The organism is Hymenobacter antarcticus (assembly GCF_039539545.1).
Lineage (GTDB): Bacteria > Bacteroidota > Bacteroidia > Cytophagales > Hymenobacteraceae > Hymenobacter > Hymenobacter antarcticus.
The window spans coordinates 90,963-112,601 of sequence record NZ_BAABDI010000002.1 but is presented as its reverse complement, the minus strand read 5'-3'; the positions used below and the strand labels follow the sequence as shown (position 1 = coordinate 112,601).

Annotated in this window: 19 protein-coding genes; 11 read left to right on the top strand and 8 right to left on the bottom strand. The window is 62.9% G+C overall.

Translation table 11 applies throughout. The features are described from left to right. Positions 1–140: 140 nt before the first annotated feature. Positions 141–2,717 carry an alpha-amylase family glycosyl hydrolase gene (locus ABD819_RS02360; RefSeq protein ID WP_345120564.1) on the bottom strand — a complete coding sequence of 859 codons (2,577 nt, stop codon included), beginning with the start codon at positions 2,715–2,717 and terminating at the stop codon, positions 141–143. 184 nt (positions 2,718–2,901) lie between these two features. Here ABD819_RS02360 and ABD819_RS02355 point away from each other — a divergent pair, with 184 nt between their 5' ends. The 3 genes from ABD819_RS02355 (at position 2,902) to ABD819_RS02345 (ending at position 7,638) form a co-directional block, all read left to right on the top strand. Further along, positions 2,902–3,783 (top strand): alpha/beta hydrolase, encoded by an 882-nt coding sequence (locus tag ABD819_RS02355; protein WP_345120562.1) that lies wholly within the window; start codon positions 2,902–2,904, stop codon positions 3,781–3,783. 24 nt (positions 3,784–3,807) lie between these two features. Next, on the top strand, positions 3,808–5,595 hold the full coding sequence (locus ABD819_RS02350; protein WP_345120560.1) for an SWIM zinc finger family protein: 1,788 nt from the start codon (positions 3,808–3,810) through the stop codon (positions 5,593–5,595). Positions 5,596–6,039: 444 nt separating this feature from the next. Next, on the top strand, positions 6,040–7,638 hold the full coding sequence (locus ABD819_RS02345; protein ID WP_345120558.1) for a protein adenylyltransferase SelO: 1,599 nt from the start codon (positions 6,040–6,042) through the stop codon (positions 7,636–7,638). A gap of 482 nt (positions 7,639–8,120) precedes the next feature. Here ABD819_RS02345 and ABD819_RS02340 read toward each other — a convergent pair whose 3' ends face one another. Next, positions 8,121–8,852, bottom strand: coding sequence for a Bax inhibitor-1/YccA family protein (locus tag ABD819_RS02340; RefSeq protein WP_345120556.1), 732 nt, complete (start codon positions 8,850–8,852; stop codon positions 8,121–8,123). A gap of 159 nt (positions 8,853–9,011) precedes the next feature. Between ABD819_RS02340 and ABD819_RS02335 the strand changes: the two genes are divergently transcribed. Both ABD819_RS02335 and ABD819_RS02330 read left to right on the top strand, forming a co-directional pair. Continuing rightward, positions 9,012–9,245: a hypothetical protein gene (locus ABD819_RS02335; RefSeq protein WP_345120554.1), complete on the top strand. Its 234-nt coding sequence runs from the start codon at positions 9,012–9,014 to the stop codon at positions 9,243–9,245. Positions 9,246–9,278: 33 nt separating this feature from the next. After that, positions 9,279–10,736, top strand: coding sequence for a DNA/RNA non-specific endonuclease (locus ABD819_RS02330; protein WP_345120552.1), 1,458 nt, complete (start codon positions 9,279–9,281; stop codon positions 10,734–10,736). Positions 10,737–10,884: 148 nt separating this feature from the next. Here ABD819_RS02330 and ABD819_RS02325 read toward each other — a convergent pair whose 3' ends face one another. The 6 genes from ABD819_RS02325 to rsmA all read right to left on the bottom strand — a co-directional run bounded on the left by ABD819_RS02325 (position 10,885) and on the right by rsmA (position 16,399). Then, complete coding sequence (locus tag ABD819_RS02325) at positions 10,885–11,853, bottom strand: hypothetical protein (RefSeq protein ID WP_345120549.1); 969 nt, start codon at positions 11,851–11,853, stop codon at positions 10,885–10,887. A 233-nt stretch (positions 11,854–12,086) separates the two neighbouring features. Then, the gene (locus ABD819_RS02320; protein ID WP_345120547.1) at positions 12,087–12,887 is read right to left on the bottom strand and encodes an alpha/beta hydrolase; all 801 of its coding nucleotides are present in this window, start codon (positions 12,885–12,887) and stop codon (positions 12,087–12,089) included. A 132-nt stretch (positions 12,888–13,019) separates the two neighbouring features. Further along, positions 13,020–13,853 (bottom strand): nuclease A inhibitor family protein, encoded by an 834-nt coding sequence (locus ABD819_RS02315; RefSeq protein ID WP_345120545.1) that lies wholly within the window; start codon positions 13,851–13,853, stop codon positions 13,020–13,022. 153 nt (positions 13,854–14,006) lie between these two features. Continuing rightward, the gene (gene greA / locus ABD819_RS02310) at positions 14,007–14,483 is read right to left on the bottom strand and encodes a transcription elongation factor GreA (RefSeq protein WP_345120543.1); all 477 of its coding nucleotides are present in this window, start codon (positions 14,481–14,483) and stop codon (positions 14,007–14,009) included. 101 nt (positions 14,484–14,584) lie between these two features. Beyond that, positions 14,585–15,550 carry an NAD(P)-dependent oxidoreductase gene (locus tag ABD819_RS02305; RefSeq protein ID WP_345120541.1) on the bottom strand — a complete coding sequence of 322 codons (966 nt, stop codon included), beginning with the start codon at positions 15,548–15,550 and terminating at the stop codon, positions 14,585–14,587. An 18-nt stretch (positions 15,551–15,568) separates the two neighbouring features. Next, positions 15,569–16,399 carry a 16S rRNA (adenine(1518)-N(6)/adenine(1519)-N(6))-dimethyltransferase RsmA gene (gene rsmA / locus ABD819_RS02300; RefSeq protein WP_345120539.1) on the bottom strand — a complete coding sequence of 277 codons (831 nt, stop codon included), beginning with the start codon at positions 16,397–16,399 and terminating at the stop codon, positions 15,569–15,571. A 227-nt stretch (positions 16,400–16,626) separates the two neighbouring features. Here rsmA and ABD819_RS02295 point away from each other — a divergent pair, with 227 nt between their 5' ends. From ABD819_RS02295 to plsX, 6 genes are all read left to right on the top strand, one after another. Beyond that, complete coding sequence (locus ABD819_RS02295) at positions 16,627–18,087, top strand: leucyl aminopeptidase family protein (protein WP_345120537.1); 1,461 nt, start codon at positions 16,627–16,629, stop codon at positions 18,085–18,087. A gap of 31 nt (positions 18,088–18,118) precedes the next feature. After that, the gene (locus ABD819_RS02290; protein WP_345120535.1) at positions 18,119–18,493 is read left to right on the top strand and encodes a four helix bundle protein; all 375 of its coding nucleotides are present in this window, start codon (positions 18,119–18,121) and stop codon (positions 18,491–18,493) included. A 16-nt stretch (positions 18,494–18,509) separates the two neighbouring features. Further along, entirely contained in the window at positions 18,510–19,556 is a 1,047-nt protein-coding gene (gene pdxA / locus ABD819_RS02285; protein ID WP_345120533.1) for a 4-hydroxythreonine-4-phosphate dehydrogenase PdxA, read from the top strand. Positions 19,557–19,660: 104 nt separating this feature from the next. Next, positions 19,661–20,194: a YceD family protein gene (locus ABD819_RS02280; RefSeq protein WP_345120530.1), complete on the top strand. Its 534-nt coding sequence runs from the start codon at positions 19,661–19,663 to the stop codon at positions 20,192–20,194. Positions 20,195–20,254: 60 nt separating this feature from the next. Further along, complete coding sequence (rpmF, locus tag ABD819_RS02275; protein ID WP_201983809.1) at positions 20,255–20,485, top strand: 50S ribosomal protein L32; 231 nt, start codon at positions 20,255–20,257, stop codon at positions 20,483–20,485. Positions 20,486–20,603: 118 nt separating this feature from the next. Further along, positions 20,604–21,545, top strand: coding sequence for a phosphate acyltransferase PlsX (gene plsX, locus ABD819_RS02270; protein WP_188561887.1), 942 nt, complete (start codon positions 20,604–20,606; stop codon positions 21,543–21,545). The last annotated feature ends 94 nt before the right edge of the window (positions 21,546–21,639 follow it).

The window sequence follows — 21,639 nt, the reverse complement described above, 5'->3', positions numbered from 1 at the left end:
CAGAACGTCATGCTCATCTGGCGTCCGCGCAGCCGAAGCATCTCTACCGCGTAAGTAATCCTATCGATTGGATTTACTATTGAGGTAGAGATGCTTCGGCTGCGCTCAGCATGACGTTCTGTTGTGCTCAGTTTAGTGCTTTAACGCTCCACTACCAGCCGCTGCACGGCTACTGCCGTGCCCGACTGCACCCGCACGAAATAGGTGCCAGCCGCCCAGCCCTTGGTATCGAGCGCGGAATTATTACCCATGAAACGACCGGTGTAAACCTGCTTCCCAACGAGGTCGAAAACCTGAACCTGGCTTTGCGCCGCCGGGGCAGCAGCCAGTGCCAGCCGCACCGGCCCGGCCGCCGGGTTGGGGTACAGCATGAGGGCGAATGCGGGCTGCGCATTCGCAGTGCTGGTGGCGGTGGTGGAGCGAAGCCGGAGCATCCAGGTTTGGTTGCCGGCCAGGGCGGGCAGGCCCGAGGCAGTCCAGCTGCTGAAGCCACCCTGCGCGTTTACCGTGACGGTGCCCGCCAGCTGGCCGCCGTACAGTTCCGTAACCTGATACGTACCAGCCGCCAGCGTTGACATCGCAATGGAAAAAGCCGGGTTGTTAGCCGTGCCGCTGCCCAGGTTGGCGGCTACCAGCACGGCCTCCTGGCCAAATACCCGGGCGTAGGCCAGTACCGGCGTGGCCGAGGCCGTGGCGGGCAGGTAATATCCCTTGCGCAAGGTCTCACTGGAATTGCGCAGGCCAATCAGCTTTTTGTAATGATTGAGCAGCGAAGCCGGGTCGGCCTGCGCCGTGGCTACGTTGAATTGGGCGAAGTTGGAATTGATGGCATACCAGGGGTTGCCCGTGGTGAAACCGGCGCGGGGGCCGGCCGTCCACTGCATGGGGCGGCGCTTGCTTTCGTCGGGGCCCGAGCCGGCCATGCCGATTTCCTCGCCGTAGTACAGGAACGGCACGCCGGGCATGGTCAGGTAGAGGGCGGCGGCCTGCTTCATGCGGGCCAGGTTGCTGCCCAGCACGTCAAACACCCGGTTTTGGTCGTGGTTGGTGAGGAAGGTGGCGTATTGCAGCTTGGGGTAAAGGCTGGTGACCAGATTGAGCTGGTTGCGCAGGTTGGTGGCGCTGCCCTGGTTCACGGCCGCCACAATGCTGGTAGCCAGGTCGAACTCGAAGCAGAGGTCGAGCCGGTCGTTTTGCACGTAGGGCAGCACGGCGCGGGTGTTGCTCCAGGCCTCGCCCACGGTGAGCGCAGCCGGATTCACGGCCCGCACCGAGTCGTGAAATTCCTCTAGAATCGACATGGTTTCGGGAGTATCCTCGAGCGTGGGGCCGTTTTCCACCAGGTATTTCACGGCGTCCAGCCGGTAGCCGTCCACGCCCTTGCGCAGCCAGAAGCGGCTCACGTCCCACATGGCGGCCTTCAGCTGAGGGTTGCGCCAGTTCAGGTCGGGCATCTCGTTCCAGAATATGCCGTAGTTGAAGCTGCCGTTGCGCGGGTGCCACACCGTCTGGCCCCAGGGCCCCAGGTAGCCGGGGTTGGTGGCCGACCACCGGTACCAGTCCCGATACGGGCTGGTGGTACTGCTTACCGCCTGCTGAAACCACGGGTGCTGGCTCGACGAATGATTCAGCACTAAATCAATAATCACCTTGATGCCCCGCTGGTGGGCCGCCGCCAAAAAGGCTTCGAACTCCGCCATCGAGCCATAGTCGGCCTCCGTGGCTTTGTAGTTGGTCACGTCGTAGCCGTGGTAGCTCGGCGATTCCATCATGGGCATCAGCCAGATACCGGTCACGCCCAGGTCGGCCGTCGTGGCCGGGTTGCCGTCGTTGAGGTAATCCAATTTCTGGGTAAGGCCCGCGAAGTCGCCCTTGCCGTCGCCGTTGCTGTCCTGGAAGCTGCGTACCAGGATTTCATAGAACACGGCATCGTTCCACCAGTGCGTGGCATAGGTGGTGATGGGCGTGCCGCTGCACGCCGTGCAGGTGCCGAAGCAGTAGCTGGGCGTGGTATTCACGGCTGCCGTGGCGGTTACTACGCGGGTGAGCGTGCCGGTGGCATCGGCGGTGCCGCAGGCGGCGGGTACGGTTTCGGCCTGGGCAAGGGTGTTGCCGTTCACGAAGCGGTATTGAAACAAACCGGGAGCCGGCAGGCTAATCTGCACCTCGTAAATACCGTCGCTGTCATCGTCGCGCAGCGGCAGCGCGGTGGCGTCGTTGTTGGCCCCGTAGCCGGCCAGGGACTGGAAATTACCGATGACGTGTACGCCATCGCGCGACACGGTTTGGCCGGTCATGTCCACCGCGAAGCGCAGCTGCGTAGCGCAGTCGCCGAAGGCCACGATGGGCAGGCGCACGGCCGCGCCACCCACCACTACCTGCCGGTTCACGTTGCCGCCGCCATCCGCCAGGCCGCAGCTGGTGGGCACGGCTTCGGCCCCGTTCCAGGTGTTGTCATTTACGAATTTGTAGAGGTACACGCCCGCCGGCACGGTCACGGTCACTTCCCAGATGTGGTCGCCGTCGGGGTCGGTCAGGGCGGTGGTGGCGGGATTCCAGTTGGCCGGAAAGCCGGCGGGGGCCTGGAAAGTACCCGCAACGTGTACGCCGCTGGCCGGTACTGTCCGCGTGCCCATGTCAACCCGAAACGTGAGTTGGGCTGCTTCGGCCCCGGCCACGCCAATCAGCAGCGAGCAAATAAGTAAAAGGAGCTTCATCGGGTATTCTTGGGGTAAATAAGGTGAAACGAAGGTACGCCCGGCTGCTGCCAACCCCTGCCTGAAACACTAAATTCCCGACCGATTGCCGCTGCCCTGTTATCAATTGTGCGAATGGGAATTCTAACCAGCGGCAATTCCGCCATATTTGCGCCCCCTACGTCGGCCCCACCTTTTGCTTCCCATGACATTCTTACGCCCCCTCCTGCTGGCCCTGCTCCTGGCCGGTGCTGCCACGGCGGCCTCGGCCGCCCAGGTCGATACCCTGACCATTCCCAGCGCGGCCATGCGCAAAACCTACCGCGCCGCCGTGGTGCTGCCCGCCTCCTATGCCAAAACCAAGAAGGCCCACTACCCCGTGCTGTACCTGCTGCACGGGGCCTACGGCCACTTTGCCGACTGGCTTCAACATACGCCTGATAAACAGCTGGTCGCCCGGTTAGCCGACCAGTACAACCTCATTATCGTGCTGCCCGAGGGCGAAACCTTCAGCTTCTACCTCGACAGCCCGGTGAGCCCCGACAGCCAGTTCGAAACCTACCTCACCAAGGAAGTACTCCTTAAAATCGACCAGACTTACCGCACTGTGCGCGACCGCCGGGGCCGCGTCATCAGCGGCCTGAGCATGGGTGGGCATGGGGCGCTGTACCTCTCAGCCCGCCACCCCGACTTGTACTGCGCTGCCGGCAGTATGAGCGGAGCCCTCGATTTGCGCAGCTTCAACCGCCGGCTCTCGCCCGCCGATGCCGCCCAGCGGGCCCAGCTCTGGGCCCCGGTCCTCGGCTCCGAAACCGAAAACCCCGAGCGCTTCGCCGCCAACTCGGTGGTGAGCCTCGTCGACCTGATGCAGCGCAACAACCTGCCCCTCATCATCGACTGCGGCGTGGATGACGGCCTGCTCGAAATCAACCGCGAAGTCCACCGTCGCCTGCTCTACAACCACACCCCGCACGACTACACCGAGCGCCCCGGGGCCCACACCTGGCAGTATTGGCAGAATGCCCTGCCGTTTCAGGTGCTCTTTCTCCAGCAGGTGCTGAAGACCAACGGCATGCTGGTGCAGTAAATTCCGTCCCCAACACGACTTCCCATGTTCACCCGCCAAACCCTACGCCACCTCGCCAATGCCAGCAGTTTTCAGCGCGGCGAGGCCTACTACGACGAAGGCACCGTCACGAAGCTGCGCCGCGAGGGCGATGCCTTTTTGGCCAGCATCAGGGGCAGCCGCAGCTACCGCGTGAGCTTGCGGCTGGCTGCCGGCGGGCCGGAATTCGCCTGCAGCTGCCCGTATGATTTCGGCGGCATCTGCAAGCACGAAGTGGCCCTGGGCTTGGCCGTGCTCGATGCTTACGGCACCGAATTGACCAGTTCCACCCCTAATACTGCTGCTATGCCCAACGAATTGAGCAAGGCCGTGAAAGCCGCCTGGAATGACCGCAAAAAGGCCGATAAGCTGCGCTTTCTAAAGCAGGCCCTGGCCAAGAGCGACGACCTGGCCCGGCAGTTTCTGAGCTTCGGCAGCCAGCCCGTCGCGGCTTCTACCGACAGCCTGCTCGCCAGCCTGCCCACCCGCCTCACCGAGACGCTGGAAGTGCTGGAGTTCGACGAGGAATTCTGGGAAAACAGCGAGAACTACTACGAAGACGACGAAGGCGACGGCCTGGCCGAAGCCGTGGAAGAGGCCCTGCGCGAGGCCCTGAGCCCCTTCGTGGCCGAGCTGCTGGCCCTGGCGCGGGGCGGCCAGCTCACCGCCGCCCTGCGCTACTGGGCCACGGCCAACGCGGCCATCTGCCAGATTGAGGAGCCCGCCAGCGACGACTACGACTCGTTCGGCGACTATGGCACCGACGTGCTGCGCCAGTGGCACGCCGACCTCGCGGCCGCCGGCTGGCCCGCCGTGCTGCTCACCGCCGTGCTGCCCCCCGCCGAGCTCAAAGCCGCCCTGCAATGGCTGGGCCAGTACCTCGCCAACCCGCCCGCCGAGTGGCCCGAATTTGAGACCAGCTGGCGGCCTCTGCTCCTCGCCCTGGCCGCCGACCCCGTGGCCGCGCCTCTGCTGCCCGGCCGCCTCGCCCACGCCAACATCAGCCCCGACACCCAGGCCCGCCTGGCCCTGCAAACCGCCCAAACCCTGCCCAACGACGATGCCTGGCGCGAAGCCGCCGAAACCCTGCTGCCCACCGATGCCATCGTGGCCCGGCAGCTCCTGGATTTCTACGCTACCCGCGCCGACCGCCCCGCCCTGCTGCGCGCCGCCACCACGGCCTTCACCACCTGGCCCGACCGCTTCGGCAGCTTCGTGCTCGCCACCTTCAGCCCCGCCCAGGCCCCCGACCTCTACCGCGCCGCCCTCCATCACCGCGCCCTGGCCAACGCCAGCCTCGACGACTTCGGGCACCTGCGCCCCCTGCTGACCCCCGCCGCCATCACGGCTTTCGTGCAGGCCGCCGTGGCCGCCGTCCAGGCCCGGCGCGGCAGCGTGGCCTTCGCCGCCGAGCTGCTGGCCCGCGAAGCCGCCCCCGCCGCCCTCCGCGGCTTCGTGCTGGGCCTGGAGTGGCTGGACATCAGCCCCGCCCACCACCAGGAGCAGGCCCTCGCGCTGCTGGCCACCCACGACCCCACGCCCCTCATGCTGGAGCTCGAAACCCGCACCCGCGCCTACCTCAACGGCCGCGCCAATGCCAAGCGCGGGGGCTTCCTCTACGGCCACATCGCCCGCTGGCTGGCCGCCGTGCGCGCCGCCTCCCCCCGCCTCACGGAGCCCGTGCTCCGCCTGGCCCAGGAGCTGCGCCAGGAATTCCCGACGCTGTATGGCCTGCGCGGCGCGTTGCGCGAAGCGGGGCTGCTGCCCGGCGACCTAGGCAGCGGCAAGGCTTAGGCCGACTGGCCAGCGCGGACGCTAAAGGAGCACGCCTTGGCTGGCCCTTGGCTGGCGCGAGTTTAGCACAGCGTAACTCGTGACTAAGTTGTCAGGCATTAGTTATCGGTTGTTAGCCATTAAATAAAATCCTGACTAACAACCGATAACGAGCAACTAACAACCCGTTTACTTCTGCGCAAGCACTTAATCATGACGGGGAGGCTGTGCCTCCCCTGTTAGTCCGACGGCACCACTCTACAAAATGTCCCTCGCGGGTGGTTCTATGTGAGGCACAGCCTCACCCAAAGCTCGGCACGAGTTACGCTGCGCTAAACTTGCGCCAGGAAGGGCCTTGTGGTTTTTCCCCGGAAAAATGGCACTACCACCACGCTGACGGCTTCCGTCACGAACTTGTGCTCCCCAATAGCGTTTCTCCCCAACCACCCCACTCCACAATCTCCCATGCCCTCCCAGCACCTTCACGAAGCCGCCTTCACCAACACCCTGGTCGACGAGTTGCGCGGCGAAATTGCCCCTGATGCCCGCCCCCGCCAAGTGCCCGGCTACACCTACTCCCGCATCAGCCCCACCCCCGTAGCCGACCCGCACCTGCTGGCCTGGGCCGACGACCTCGGCCGGTTCCTCCACCTCGCCAGGCCCGCCGAGCGCGACCCCACCGTCGATGCCCTGGCCGGCAACCTCGTCACCGCGACCATGAAGCCCTTTGCCGCCCGCTACGCCGGGCACCAGTTCGGCAACTGGGCCGGGCAGCTCGGCGACGGCCGCGCCATTTCGCTGGGCGAGCTCATGGCCCGCGACGGCAGCACCTGGGAAATTCAGCTCAAGGGGGCCGGCCCCACGCCCTACTCCCGCCGCGCCGATGGCCGGGCCGTGCTCCGCTCCTCTCTCCGCGAGTTTGTGTGCAGCGAAGCCATGCACTACCTCGGCGTGCCCACCACCCGCGCCCTGAGCCTGGTGGCCACCGGCGACACCGTGGTGCGCGACATGTTCTACAACGGCAACCCCCAGGCCGAGCCGGGGGCTATTGTGGCCCGCGTGGCCCCCACGTTCATCCGCTTCGGCAACTTCCAGATGATGGCCGCCGCTGGCGAGCTCGACAACCTGCGCGCCCTCGCCGACTACACCATTCGTCACCACTACCCCGAGCTGGGCGCGCCCTCGCCGGAAGTGTACGTGCGCTGGTACGCGGAAATTGCCCGCCGCACCGCCGTCATGGTGGCCCACTGGATGACCGTCGGCTTCGTGCACGGCGTCATGAACACGGATAATATGTCCATCCTCGGCCTCACTATTGACTACGGGCCCTATGGCTGGCTCGAACCCTACGCCCCCGACTGGACACCCAACACCACCGATTTCAGCCACCGCCGCTACGCCTTCGGCCAGCAGCCTCAGGTGGCCCTCTGGAACCTCGCCCGCCTGGCCGAAGCCCTCTCGCTGCTCGTGCCCGACATTGAGCTGTTCCGCCCCGGCCTCGATGGCTACACCACCACCTTCGAGCGTAGCCGCCAGGAAATCATGCTCAAGAAGCTTGGCCTCACCAGCCTCTTCCCCGAGGACGATGCCCGCCTGGTGGCCGGCTTGCTGGAAGCGCTGGCCGAAGCCGAAGTTGACATGACCATCTTCTTCCGGCAGCTTTCGCACACCGCGCCCGCCCTGCTGGCCGCCCCCGGCACCGAAGCGCCCCGCTTCGCTGAGCTGCTGGCCGCCGCCACCTACGTCCCCCTGCCCAACCCCTCGCACGCCCACCTGCTCGGCTGGCTCGGCAGCTACCTGGGCCGCCTGCAGCAAGAAACCACGAGCCCCGAGGCCATCCAGGCGTCCATGCTGAAGGCCAACCCCAAATACGTCCTCCGCAACTACCTCGCCCAGCAGGCCATCGAAGCCGCCGAAAAAGGCGACCTCACCTACCTGCATACGCTGATGGAAGTCCTGAAAAACCCCTTCGACGAGCAGCCCGAGCACGATGAATTCGCCGCCAAACGCCCTGCCTGGGCCTGGGACCTGCCCGGTTGCGCCACGCTTTCGTGCAGCTCGTAAAAAGCCTGTTATGGCATGAAACAGTCATCCCGAGCGCCTAGAAGGACATTACCACGTCCGCGCAATTTGGAAGCTAGCCAAAAGCAGCAGTCGTGGTAAGGTCCTTCGCGGCGCTCGGGATGACAGACGATTAAGTACTTGTGCAAAAATAACCGTATTCGAGTCGGGCCTGCCGGTCTGACCGCCCTACAGCAGTTTCCAAGTCCATGTACAGAGTTAAAAGTTGAGAGTTAAAAGTTGAGAGTTAAAAGTTAAAAATCAGACGTAGTGGGTTTTAACTTTTAACTCTCAACTTTTAACTGTTTTAAAAAATGTATACTGACTCGGAAACTGCTCTAGGCGGTCTGACCGGTTGAAGCAACAACGATTTCGGTCCAACGACAACCGGTCGGACCGCCTAGGGCGGTCCGACCGGGGCATACGCGTACTTCTGCACGAGTACCTGGTAAAATCGGACTACTAAGCAGCTTCGTTGCTGATACCTACCGCCGCGACCCAAACAGGCGCAGCAGAAACAGGAACATGTTCACGAAATCCAGGTACAGCGTGAGCGCGCCCAGGATGGAAGCCTTGTTGCTCATCTCCTCACCGTCCGTCACCTCCAGCAGGGCCAGCTGCTTCAGCTTCTGGGTGTCGTAGGCCGTGAGGGCCACAAATACCAGCACGCCGATGAAGGAGGTGATGATTTCCAGCACCGAGTTATTCAGGAAAATATTGACCACCATGGCCAGCACCAGCCCAATCACGGCCATGCTCAGCAGCTTGCCCCAGCCCGACAAATCGGCCTTGGTGAAGTAGCCAAAGAGGCTCATGACTCCGAACGTGCCCGCCGTGACGAAAAACGTGGACGCGATGGAGGACGACGTGTAGGCCAGAAACACGCAGCTCAGCGTCACGCCATTCAGCACGGCATAGCCCACAAATGCGGCCTGCACCTTGCCCAGGCTCCAATCAAATATGCGAGCCGATAAGAAGCCCACAATCACCAATTCAACGATTATCAAGCCTATAAACACGAAGCGCGTGCCGAACACGAACTGCATCAACTCGGGCGAGGAAGACGCAAACAGGGCAATGCCGCCGGTCAGGCCCAGGCCGGCGGCCATCCAGCCATACACCTGGGCAAAGAAGCGGGCCTGCACCTCGGCCGCTTCCTCGGCCGAAATTTGGAGCACTCGGGGAGCGGGAGTCAGGCGGTTGTCTTCGGGTTCCATAAAAATTCGGGGTTTTAAAAGGGTGAAGGATTTAATGTGCGGGCTAAGCTACGCTGCTCCGCCCCGCCACGGGCCGTAGCCGCAAAAAAAACGGCCCGTACCGCACCCTGAAACGCTACGGCACCGTAAATCCTCCCCTATCATCCGGCCTCCCTGCTCATGTCTTTGCCCCTCCTTGCCAGCCTGCTCTCCCTCCTGCTCCTCACCGGCTGCGGCAACAAGCCCGACGGCATCCCCTACGGCGTGAACCCCAACAAGCACCCCCACGGCCACGCCAAAACGGCCCGCGACAGCACCCGCACCCGCGATGACCACCACCAGCGCGGCATGCCCAAGGGAGCCGAACTGAACGCCATCAGCAATGGCGGTACCCAGGGCCTGCCCAATAACTAGCCACTGCCCGCGGAGAGGCCATATCTTCGCCCCATGCACGCTTCCGCCTACCTCGCCGCCCTTAGCCTCACCCTCCTCGCCTGCTCCCAGCAGCCCGCCGAAACCGCCACCACCGCGCGCGCCACCCCGCCGCCCACCACCCAAGCCCCGGCGCCCTTCCCCGAAACCTTCGAAGCCGGCAGCAAGGGTGCCTACGAGGAAGCCGACGAGCCGCTGGCCACCGGCCCCTGGCACTTTCAGGATGCCCTCATCGGCAGCAGCCCGCAGGACCACAAGGCCGGCGAGCGCGCCGCCCGCCTGCGCAGCCTGGGCCGGCTTTCGATGCGCTTCGACGCGAAGGCCGGCGTGCGCCGCATCACCATTTCGGCCGCCGCCTATGGCACCGATGGCCCCAGCACCTGGGAGCTGTGGCTGAGCCGCGACGGCGGCCGCAGCTTTGCCCGCACCGGCGCGCCCGTGCTCACCAGCGGCCCCGTGCTCACGCCGCACGTCTTTGCCGGGCTCGCCAACTCGCCCCTGCGCCTGGAAATCCGCAAAACCAGCGGCCCCAAAACCCGGCTCGATATCGATGACATCATCCTCGAAACCGCTACCGGCCCCGCCGTGGCCGTGGGTGGCAGCGCAACCGGAGGCTATTTTGAGAATCGCGACCAGCCCCAAACCCCAGGCACCAATAGCCAAACTCCAGGCACAAACAACCAGGCACCAACAACCCCGGCCCAGGACCCCAACGATAGCAACCTCGCCCTGGGCAACCCCAGCGGGGCCACCTCCGACCCCGCCAACGCCACCAACTACCTGCTCGTCCACCCCGAATTCACCATCGGCTACAATGCCCCGCGCGGCATTCCCACCTGGGTGAGCTGGCACCTCGACCGCGCCGACGTAGGCCAAGCCCCGCGCCAGAACAACTTTCGCCCCGACGCCGCCCTGCCCCGGCAGTTCTACCAGCTAACGCCCGCCAGCTATAAAAATTCCGGCTTCGACAAAGGCCACAACTGCCCCAGCGGCGACCGCACCGCCGACCTCGATGCCAACTCGGCCACCTTCCTCATGACCAACATGGTGCCCCAGGCCCCCAGGAATAACCAGCAGGCCTGGGCTCACCTCGAAGAATACGGCCGCTCGCAGGTGCAGCGCGGCCAGGAAATCTACCTCATCATGGGCAGCTACGGGCGCGGCGGCACCGGCACCAACGGCTTCGCCCAATCCCTCGACCAGGGCCGCGTCACCGTGCCCGCCCGCCTCTGGAAAGTCATGGTGATTTTGCCCGATGGTACGAACGACCTCCAGCGCATCAGCTCCGACCCCAGCGTGCGCGTCCTCGCCATCGATACGCCCAACGACAACACCATCAACCCCGACTGGAAGCAGTACCTGACTTCGGTGGATAAAATTGAAGCCGCCACCGGCCTCGACCTACTCAGTACCCTCCCCCGCGACACTCAGGCCCGCCTGCAAAAGCTGGTAGATACTGGTCGGGCACAGTAGGAAGTAGCGCGGACCATCATTTCCGCGCTTTACACCATCCCAGAGCAGTTTTCAAATCAATTAAAAATTAAGAATTAAAAAACTTAGGGGCCATTTTTTAATTTTTAATTCTTCATTTTTAATTGATTTGAAAACGGTGGAAGCCGCTCTAAAACCGCCGCGTCAGCACCAGCCCCGAGCCGCTGCCGTTGTAATTGACCACGCCCACCGCCGTGCGCCCCGCACCGGCCGGCCGGTGGTGCAGCAGGTTCCAAAAGCCGAGCGCCAGGGTAGCCGTGCCCGCCCCGATATTCACGTAAGACACCGTGCGCTCGGCCGCGTGAGACTTGCCCGCCGGCGGGTTCCAGCCGATGTAATAGCCGGTGCCGGCCTCGTCATCCCGCAGGCGCAGCGCCCCGAGCAGCACCTGGCCGGTGCCGCTGAGTACGCCTGCGTAGGCTACCCCGCGCCCCACGCCGGTTTGGTTGAGCTGGCTGGCATTGGCCGCCGCCAGCATCACGTTCACCCCGCCCCACACGGCCGAACCCACGGCGTAGCTGGTTGGTACCGGCACCGGCACCGGCGCGGGGGTATTCACGGGCGCGCCGTAGCTTGGCTGGATGAGGGCGCATTCCACTTTTGTCAGCCCCGAATGCCGCACCCACTGGCCCAGTGCGGGCGTGCGCATGTCGGCAATCAACTCATATTGATGCGCGGCGTTGATGCGCTCAGCCGCGGCCCGACCCGCCGTTTCGGCCACCAGGAAGCCCACGGCGCAGAGCCGGCCATCACGGTCGATGAAGCACGGCCGCCGCTCGCCGGGAAAGTCGTAGTTGCGCGGAAACACGCCCGCCACCCAGTAGCGGTGCAGCAAATCGAGCAGGTGGGCGCGGCGCGCGGCCAGCGCCGGGCTCAGGCCAGCGGCGGGCGACTGACGCAACCGGCGCTCCGCGAAAGCCAGATGCGCCCGCACCCGGGCATCGTCGTTGGTGACGGTGGTGGGTGCGTGGCCCGTAGCGGCCACGTAGCCGGCATTGCCCACCAGGGTGTTTACCTGGTCGGTGGCCACTGGTGCGGGTTGTTGCTGGCAGGCGCAAACAGCCCACCTCATCAGCAGAAAGGTCAGTGCTTTTTTCATCGGAACAGGAAGAATGACGGCGCAGGGTTGTTCCCACGTCTGCTCCTGACCGGCAACCCACACCTAACGTTGCCTCGGTGGCCGGCTGAGGTTAAGAAGCTGTTTCCAAGTCAATGTACAGAGTTGAGAGTTAAAAGTTGAAGCCCAGGCAGTTTGTGTTTTAACTTTTAACTCTCAACTTTTACCTTCTTTCGAAAAGGCACCCGGACTTGGAAACCGCTGTAAACAGCCTCTCAAGCCCGTTTCCCGGCTAAAAAGCGCGTCACTTCCCGCACGTACCGGTCGCCGTACCCGGCCTCGCTCAGCCGGTAGAAGCCTTCCTGGTGGTCGCCCTCGAAGCTGAGCACCTGCCGCCGCTGCCGCCACCGGACTTGCCGGGCCACCAGTACCGAATCGGCCAGCGGGGTTTTGTGGTCGCCGATGCCGCCCACCAGCAGCCAGGGGCAATGCACGCGGCGGGCTACCAGGGCGTATTCGGCCGCCTCGGCGGGCAGCGTCACGGTCTTCTGGTAGCGCCCAAATTGCTCGGCCACGATGCGCTGCGGGTTGGCCACGTAGCCTTCGGCAACGAAGAAGTCGCACTTGCCCTGGGCCGCCACTTCCGAGCCCATAATAGTGCCCATTGAAAAGCCGATGATACCCGTGCGACTGCGCGGATAGCGCCGGCGGGCATCGGCCAGTACGGTGCGCAGGTCGGTGGTGAATTCGGCATAATACAGCCGCTGCCGCTCGATGGCAAAGTCGCTGCTGTGCCCAAAGCCCCGGTAGTCGAACAGGTACACGCGGTAGCCGCCCTGGCTCAGCGCCCGCGCTTGGTACAGGAAATACGACATGTTGTTCATGTCGCCGTAGGCCATGACCATCGTCGTGTGCTGGTCGGGCACGTTGGCGGCGGGCTCCACTATCCAGCCGGCCAGCTGGGCATGGTCGGGCGTGGTCAGGACCACGGTTTGGTATTCCAGGCCCAGCGAATCAGGCGTGGCAATCCATTCCCGGCTGGGCTTGAGGGCCCAGGCGCTAGCGGCATGAAGCAAAAAAATGGCAAGCAGTAATAGGCGGCACATAAATATTTGGTTGATGTGAATGTGGAAACACCCTCACATACAACCGCCGGCCCCCAGCGTTGCACGGACAACAGCACTTTCCCGAATCGGGAGCTTAGGCCCCTAGGTCTCCGTCAGCACGGTTTTGAAGCCGGCCAGCGTGCCGTCCATCATCCGGCCCAGCGCATAAGCGTGGATTTGCGGCCCCTTGCCCACCCTGAATACCTGCACGCCATCCATGTCCTGCTTCATGAACATTTGCAGGGCCTTGTAGCGGTTGGCCAGCGCCACGTCTTCCAGCACGCCGTCATCGGCCGTGTGGTTGCGCAGGAACTGCGTGAGCTCCACGGTCTCCACGTTGGCACCGACGGGCTCGCCCAGCAGCTTGAGCAGCGCGGCATTGGTCAGCTCGCCGCCGGGCGCGGCGTAGGCCACGGCCTCCAGCGGCGCATCCGATTCGCTCATAAAATGCAGCCCTTCCACCTGCTTCAGCAGCGACGGCGGTACGGTAGCGGCGCTGCCGGAACCGGCGGCGGGTTTGGCTTCGCTCAGGCCGCTGCCGCCTTCCACCTTAGCCGCGATGGCGGCGGCCAGCTCCTGCATCCGGGCCTCGGGCACTTTTATTTTGGGATTAGCGAAGTTCATATCCGATACTTTATTCATCGGAATGAGGTGAATGTGGGCGTGCGGCACTTCCAGCCCAATCACGGCCACGCCGATACGCTTGCACGGCACGGCCGCCTGCACGCCCCTGGCCACGCGCTGCGCAAATACGTGCAGGCCGGCCAGCTCATCGGCCGGCAAATCAAAGATGTAGTCGACTTCCTTCTTGGGAATCACCAATACGTGGCCTTCCACCAGCGGCGTGATGTCGAGAAACGCCAGGTGGCGGCCGTCTTCGGCTACTTTGAAGGCCGGCAGTTCGCCGGAAACGATGCGGGAGAAAATCGAAGGCATGGGCGGGTTAGTTATCAGTTACTGGTTGTCAATTGTCAGGTCGCTGATACAAATAAACGAGAACCTGCGTCCCAGCATCGGCCTTCGCCCTAAAAAGAGAAAGGGCAGCACCTCGCGGTGCTACCCTAACAACTGACAACGAGCAACTGACAACTACCTGGAAATCTCCAGAATCTCAAACTGCAGCTTGCCGGCCGGCACGGTAATTTCGGCCAGGTCGCCGGCCGATTTACCCAGCAAACCCTTGCCAATCGGCGACTTCACCGAGATTTTTCCGGCGGCCAGATTGGCTTCTTCCTCGGCCACGAGCGTGTAGTCGAGCACCATGTTATTTTTCAGATTTTTCAGCTTCACCTTGCTCATGATGAGCACCTTGCTGAAGTCCATGTTGGTTTCATCGATGACGCGGGCGTTGCCCACTACTTCTTCGAGCTTGGAAATTTTGAGCTCCAGCAGGCCCTGGGCGTCCTTGGCGGCGTCGTACTCGGCGTTCTCGCTCAGGTCGCCTTTGTCGCGGGCTTCGCGCAGGTCTTCGGCCGCTTTGGCCCGGCCCCGAACTTTGAGGTCCTGGAGGTCATCCTTGAGTTTTTGCAGGCCCTCGGGGGTGTAGTAATTGATGGTGGTGGCCATAAGAGTAGATGCTGAACGGTTTGGCTAAAAAGCAAGGAGAACGGCTGGCACTGCCAACCGTTCTCCCTCCTTAGGTTCCTTGCAAAGATACGCAAAAGCAATTAGCTCCCCGCCGTTTGGCCCGCCGGGCCCGCCCGAAAGGCCCGAATTTTCTCCACCAGCACCTCGTTTATGCGGGCGTAGCTCTCGTGCGTCCAGCCGCCTACGTGGGGCGTCAGCACCACATTGGGAGCTCTTTTCAGAAATTCAAAGTTGGCCTGCTGCGCGGCCGTCAGCTGCCACAGCTTCTCGTTATCGAGCACATCGAGGGCCGCGCCGCGCACGGTGCCGGCCTGCAGCCCTGCCACCAGCGCGGCATGGTTCAGCACTTCGCCCCGCGCCGTATTCAGCACCCAAATAGGCTTGGCAAACGCGGCCAGAAAAGCCTCATCCATAAAATGATGGTTGGGTGGTGAGTACGGAATGTGCAGGCTGAGCACCTCGGTTCGCGCCTGCAATTCGGCTAGTGGCACCAGCGTGGCGTACTGGTCGGCCAGCACCGCCGGGTTGCTGTCGTGCGCCAGCACGGTGCAGCCAAACGCGCTGAGCCGCCGCGCCAGCGCCCGGCCCATGTGGCCATAACCGAGCAGCCCGATGGTCTTGCCCCCGATTTCTTCGCCCCGGTTGGCTTCGCGCTGCCACAGGCCCTGGCGTACCTCATAGTCGGCGCGGGCAATGTTGCGCAACAGCGCCAGCAGCAAACCCACGGCAAACTCGCCCACCGCGTCGCGGTTGCCCTCGGGCGCATTGAGCAGCGTGACACCGGCCGCCGCCATCGCGGGCTCGTCGATATTGTCGGTGCCGGCTCCGGCGCGGGCCACGTAGCGCAGCCGTGGGCCGTGGGCCAGCAAGTCGGCGGTGACGCGCAGCTTGCTCCGCACCACCAGGCCCTCGTAGGGCTGCGCGGCCAGGGCGGCGGGCACTTCGGCGGCCGTCAGGTTGGGTTGATAGTCGATTGAAACGCCAATGCCTTGCAGCATCGGTTGCAGCGAGGGATGCATTTCGTCAATGACGAGACAGGTATTCATTGATTTTCTGAATCGGTTTTATTCCGGGATGTCGCTCAAATCAAGGTCGGACAGGCTGGCCCCACTGGCCTGGTGCTGGGCCACGCGCTGCGTGAGGCCCACAAACTCCAGCACACCAAGCTGCTCAGCCCGCTTATCAAAAATGGCGTCCGTGGTGGCCTCGGCCGGCATTCCGAAGGGCTTCAAAGCGTTGCGCAGTGTCTTGCGGCGCGTCTGAAACGCCTGCTTCACTACCCGAAAGAAGAGCTTCTCGTCGCAGTCCAGCTTCTCCGTGTCATTGCGCGTCAGGCGCACCACGGCCGACTCGACTTTGGGCGGCGGCACAAACACGTGCGGCGGCACCGTAAACAGGTAGTCAATGGTATAATACGCCTGCAAAAGCACGCTCAGAATGCCGTAGGTTTTCGAGCCGGGCGGCTCGGCCAAGCGCTGGGCTACTTCCTTCTGAATCATGCCCACCACCTCGCGCACCTGCTGGCGATTATTGAGCACGGCGAAAAAAATCTGGCTGCTGATATTGTAAGGAAAGTTGCCGATGATGGCCAGCGGCTGGTCCGGAAACATCGTGGCCAGGCTCTGCTTCAGAAAGTCGGTGGCGTAGATGCGGTCGGCGAGCGCGGGGTAATGCACCTTCAGATAGGCTACCGATTCGGTATCAATCTCAACCACGCTGGTCTGGTAGGCGGGGTTTTCGAGCAGGTACTTGGTGAGCACACCCATCCCCGGACCGATTTCGAGTACTTGCCGCACGTCATCGGGCAGTTGCAGAGCGCCCACGATGTTGCGGGCAATGTTGGGGTCGGCCAGAAAGTGCTGGCCCAGGTGCTTTTTGGGACGAACGGTATTCACGGGAGTGAAGAGTTAAAAGGATTTGATAGCCCGTCGTGCAGAGCGCAGCGAAGCATCTTTACCGCTTCATTTTGGAAGCATTAATTACCACTGCGGTAAAGATGCTTCGCTGCGCTCTGCATGACGGGCTGTTTGTATTGGTGCGACGTTCTATTCCTAGCGTCAGAAAAACCTCGCTACCTAAACAGTACCTTGCGGCCTCAAATCTACGGCCTTCATCTTCGCTTATGTCCTTAGCCCTCGCTCACGCGGCCGCCGCGCCGGCCCAGTCCAACCAGGTTTTCATTCTGCCCCACGGCACCGCTACCCTGCCTGCCGCCGCCGCTGGCGACCTTTCCACCGAAGCAAAGCAGTACGTAGCCGCCGCGCTGGCCGACGACCAGAAGCTCGTTCACCTCAACCATTTCAGCCATCACCACTTCTTCGTGGTGCTGGCCGATAAGCCTACCCCCGCCCAGGTAGCCGAGCAGCTGCGCCGCGCCGGCCACACCCTGCACGGTTTGCTGAAAGCCCAAAAGGTGGCCGAGGTATTCATTGTGAACCAGAGCGAAACGGCCAACGCCGCCCTGCTGCTGGCCGAAGGCCTGGCCCTGACTGCCTACCAGTTCGAAGGCTACAAAACCGATGTAAAGTCGCGCAAAGCCCCGGCCCTGACCCACGTTTACCTCGTGGGTAAATCGGCCACTGCTGCTCAAATTCATGAGCTCGACGGCCTGCTGCAAGGCGTACTCCTGGCCCGCGACCTCGTCAATGCCCCGCTCAATAAGCTCAACGCCGTGCAGTTTGCCGAGCGCATGGCCGAAGCCGGCGACCGGGCCGGCTACACCACCGACATCCTCGACCTGGCCAAAATCGAAGCCCTGCGCATGGGCGGCCTGCTCGCCGTGAACCTCGGCTCGCCCGAGCCGCCCACCTTCAGCATCCTCGAATACAAGCCCGCCAATGCTAAAAATACCAAGCCCTATGTGCTGGTGGGCAAAGGCGTAGTGTTTGATACCGGCGGCCTCAGCCTCAAGCCCACGCCCAACAGCATGGACATGATGAAGTGCGACATGGCCGGCGGCGCGGCCGTGGCCGGCACCCTCTTCGCCCTGGCCAAAAACCAGGTTCCGCTGCACGTCATCGGCCTCGTGCCCGCTACCGACAACCGCCCCGGCGGCCTCGCCTACGCCCCCGGCGATGTCATCACCATGCACAGCGGCCTCACCGTCGAAGTAAAAAATACCGACGCCGAAGGCCGCCTGCTCCTGGCCGATGCCCTCAGCTTCGCCAAGCGCTACGAGCCCGCGCTGGTTATCGACCTGGCCACCCTCACCGGGGCCGCCGTACGCGCCCTGGCCACCGAAGCCTCCGCCGTGATGGGCACCGCCGATACGGCCACCATGCAGCAGCTCTCCGAAGCCGGCTACACGGTACATGAGCGCCTCGTGGAATTCCCCCTCTGGGATGAATATGCTGACCATATCAAATCCGACATCGCCGACCTCAGCAACCTGGGCAAAGGCGAAGCCGGCCAGATTTCAGCCGCCAAATTCCTGGAGCGCTTCGCCGAAGGCTACCCCTGGATTCACCTCGACATCGCCGGCCCGGCCTACCTCACCGCCGCCGAAAGCTACCGCGGCAAAGGCGGTACCGGCACCGGTGTGCGCCTGCTGTATGAGTTCCTTAAAATGGTGCTTGGTGCATAGTGCTTGGTGCTTGGCTTAAAATTGCTGGTGCATGGACAAGGAGAATAAACCTTACACCAACCTCGAAGTATGGCAGCTTACCCGCAAGCTGGTTGCCGAGGTGTATGCCATTACTCAGCTTTTTCCAAAAGAGGAGCTATTTGGCTTGACCAACCAGCTTCGCCGAGCAGCCGTCTCGGTTCCTTCCAACATTGCCGAAGGCTGTGGCCGGCAAACCCCACGCGACACTATCAACTTCTTGTTCGTCACCCGCGGCTCTCTCTATGAGGTGGAAACGCAGGTTTACGTTGCCCTCGACCTGAGTTATGTGCCGCCCGCAACCGCAGAAGCCTTGTTTCTGCTCGTAACAAGCTGTAAGAAGCTGCTTAATGGCTTCATCAATCATTACCGTCAGCGCCTGACCTGACCCCCTCCCGAACAAAATGAACCAAGCACCAAGCACCAAGCACCAAGCACCTAGAATAGGCTTCTCCGTCGGCGACCTCGCCGGTATCGGCCCCGAAGTCATCTACAAAACGCTGCTCGATGAGCGGCTGCTTAAAATCTGCACGCCGGTTATCTACGGCACGGCGACGGCGCTATTTGATGACTTCCCCACCCCGGCCGATGCCGAGCACCTCACCTTCCGGCAGCTACGCGACGTGGCCGACATTGCCCCCGGCCGCCTCAACGCCGTGACCTGCTGGGACGAGGACTTTGCCCTGGCCCCCGGCCAGCCCTCCCCCGCCACCGGCGCGGCCGCCCGCGAGAGCCTGCTCTGCGCCGCCCGCGACCTCAAGGCCGGCAAGCTCGATGCCATCGTCACGGCTCCCATCAGCAAGGACAATACCCAGGCCGACGACTTCCGCTTCCCCGGCCACACCGAGTTTCTCACCAGCTACTTCGAGGCCCCCGAGAGCCTCATGTTTCTGGTTGATGAAGGATTGCGCATTGCCACCGTCACCGGCCACATTCCGCTGAAAGACGTGGCTGCCCGCCTCACTCCGGAGCTGCTGCGCACTAAAATCACGCTGCTGCTCAAGTCGCTGAAGCAGGACTTTGGCATTCTCAAGCCGCGCATCGCGGTGCTGGGCCTCAACCCCCACGCCGGCGAAAACGGCCTACTGGGCCGCGAGGAAGGCGACATTGTGTCGCCCGTCATCCAGCAGTTTGCCCACGACGGCCACCTCGTTTTCGGCCCTTTTCCGGCCGATGGCTACTTCGGCACCCAGCAGTTCCGGCAGTTCGATGCCACCCTCGCCCTCTACCACGACCAGGGCCTGATTCCCTTCAAGCTCATGGCCTTTGAGCGCGGCGTGAACTTCACCGCCGGCCTATCGGTAGTGCGCACCTCGCCCGACCACGGCACCGCCTACGGCATCGCCGGCCAGTATAAGGCCGACGAGTCGTCGTTCCGGGCCGCCGTTTACCAGGCCTGTGAAATCTGGCAGAAACGCTGGGAAGCCGCGCAGCCGCGCTCGGCCCGCTAACTGCCAATTGGCTGCCCAGGCCGGTTATCGCGCAGAAACTTGGGTGGTTTTTTTGGCAAAAAGCCGGATTTTCACTACTTTTGCCCCCTGCTATCCAGCCGACCGTGAAAAAAGAAAGCCAATACGACCTCAATCTTGCCAAGCTGGCGCTGAAAACGCACCACTTTGAGTACGAGCTGGGTCCCGATTTCTTCGCCTTATTCGACCAGCCCCTGGTCGAGCAGGGCAACTTGCACGCCGAGGTGGAGCTGCTGAAAACCGAGCGGCTGATGACCTTGAACTTCCACATCACCGGCACCGTGCGCCTGACGTGCGACCGGAGCCTGGATGAGTTCGACCAGCCACTCGAGATTGACGAGCAGCTGCTGGTACGCTTTGGCGACGAGGCCAAGGAACTGGACGACAACGTGCTGCAAATCACGCCCGAAACCCAGACCCTGCCCCTGGCCCAGCATTTATACGACTACATCGGTCTGGCCCTGCCCATGAAGAAGCTGCACCCGCGCTTCCAAAACGAGGCCGACGACAACCCCGACGCGCCGACCAAGCTCATCTTCAGCACCCGTCCTGCCGATGATAAGCCCGACGACGACGAGCCGGCCGACCCACGATGGGCCGCCCTGCGCAATTTGAACTAAGCGCCCCGAGTCGTTCTCACTCGCTCAACCCAACTTCAACTCCCCTAATTCAACAAAACCATGGCTCATCCTAAGCGCCGCACTTCTTCCGCCGTTCGCGACAAGCGTCGTACCCACTACAAGCTGACCCCCAAGGCGGTGACCCTTTGCCCCAACACGGGCGAGCTGCACCTGCGCCACAAGGCCTATGTAGTTGACGGCGACCTGTACCACAACGGCCAGCTGGCCATCAAAAACTACTCGAAGGTGAGCGCTGCGCCCGCCGCCGACACTACCGGCGACGACGAATAGCGCGTCAGGTTGTTACTTCGCGGCACCACTTGGTCCGGCTTCGCTCCTTTTTTAAGCCAGCGAAGCCGGATTTTTGGTACTTTTGCTTTCCGCTGTACTTCCTCCTAACACCTTTTTCATGAAAATAGCCCTCGACGCAATGGGCGGCGATTTCGCCCCCCAAGCCGCCGTGGCGGGTGCCCTCCTGGCAGCCGAACAACTCGCTGGCCGGGCCACCATTGTCCTTATTGGTCAGGAAGATGCCGTGCGGCCCCTGCTCCAGGCTGCCGGCCCCGCCGGCTCCGCGCTGGAATTTGTGCCCGCCTCACAGGTCATCGACATGGGCGAACACCCGGCCAAAGCCTTCCAACAAAAGCAGGATTCCAGCATTGCCGTGGGCTACAAGCTGCTGCTCGCGGGCGAGGTTGACGCCTTCTGCTCGGCGGGTAACACCGGAGCCATGCTCGTAGGCTCGATGCTGACGGTGAAGGCCGTGGCCGGCGTGATGCGCCCCGCCATTGCCAACTTCGTTCCCAAGCTGGCCGGTGGCTTCGGCGTCCTGCTCGATGTGGGAGCCAACGCCGAGTGCAAGCCCGAAATGCTTGAGCAGTTCGGCGAGCTGGGTTCACTCTACGCCAAGTACGTGCTGGGCATCGCGCAGCCCAAAGTGGGCCTCGTGAACCTGGGCGAAGAAGAAGGCAAGGGCACGCCTATCACCCAGGCCGCGCACCAGCTGCTCAAGGCCAACCCGCACGTTCATTTCGTGGGCAATATCGAAGGCCGTGATATGTTCAACGAGAAGGCCGATGTGGTGGTGTGCGACGGCTTCACGGGTAATATCCTGCTGAAAATGGCCGAGTCCATCTACGAGATGATGGAGGAAAAGCACATGCACGACCCGTTCTTCGACAAGTTCAACTACGAGGCCGTGGGCGGTTCGCCCATCCTGGGCATCAACGACAATGCCATCATCGGGCACGGCCGGAGCACGCCCCGCGCCATTGGCAATATGCTGGTGCAGGGCTTCAACATGGCCGAGTCGGGGATTGTTGACCAAATTAAGGCTACTTTTAAGTCTTGAACCCTGCCCCAGGCGGTGGAAAAACCTCCGGCTCCGGCCGGATTTTTTTTAGACGCTTGTTGGCTCACTGTCGGGGTGTTGCGTGCCCGCTAAC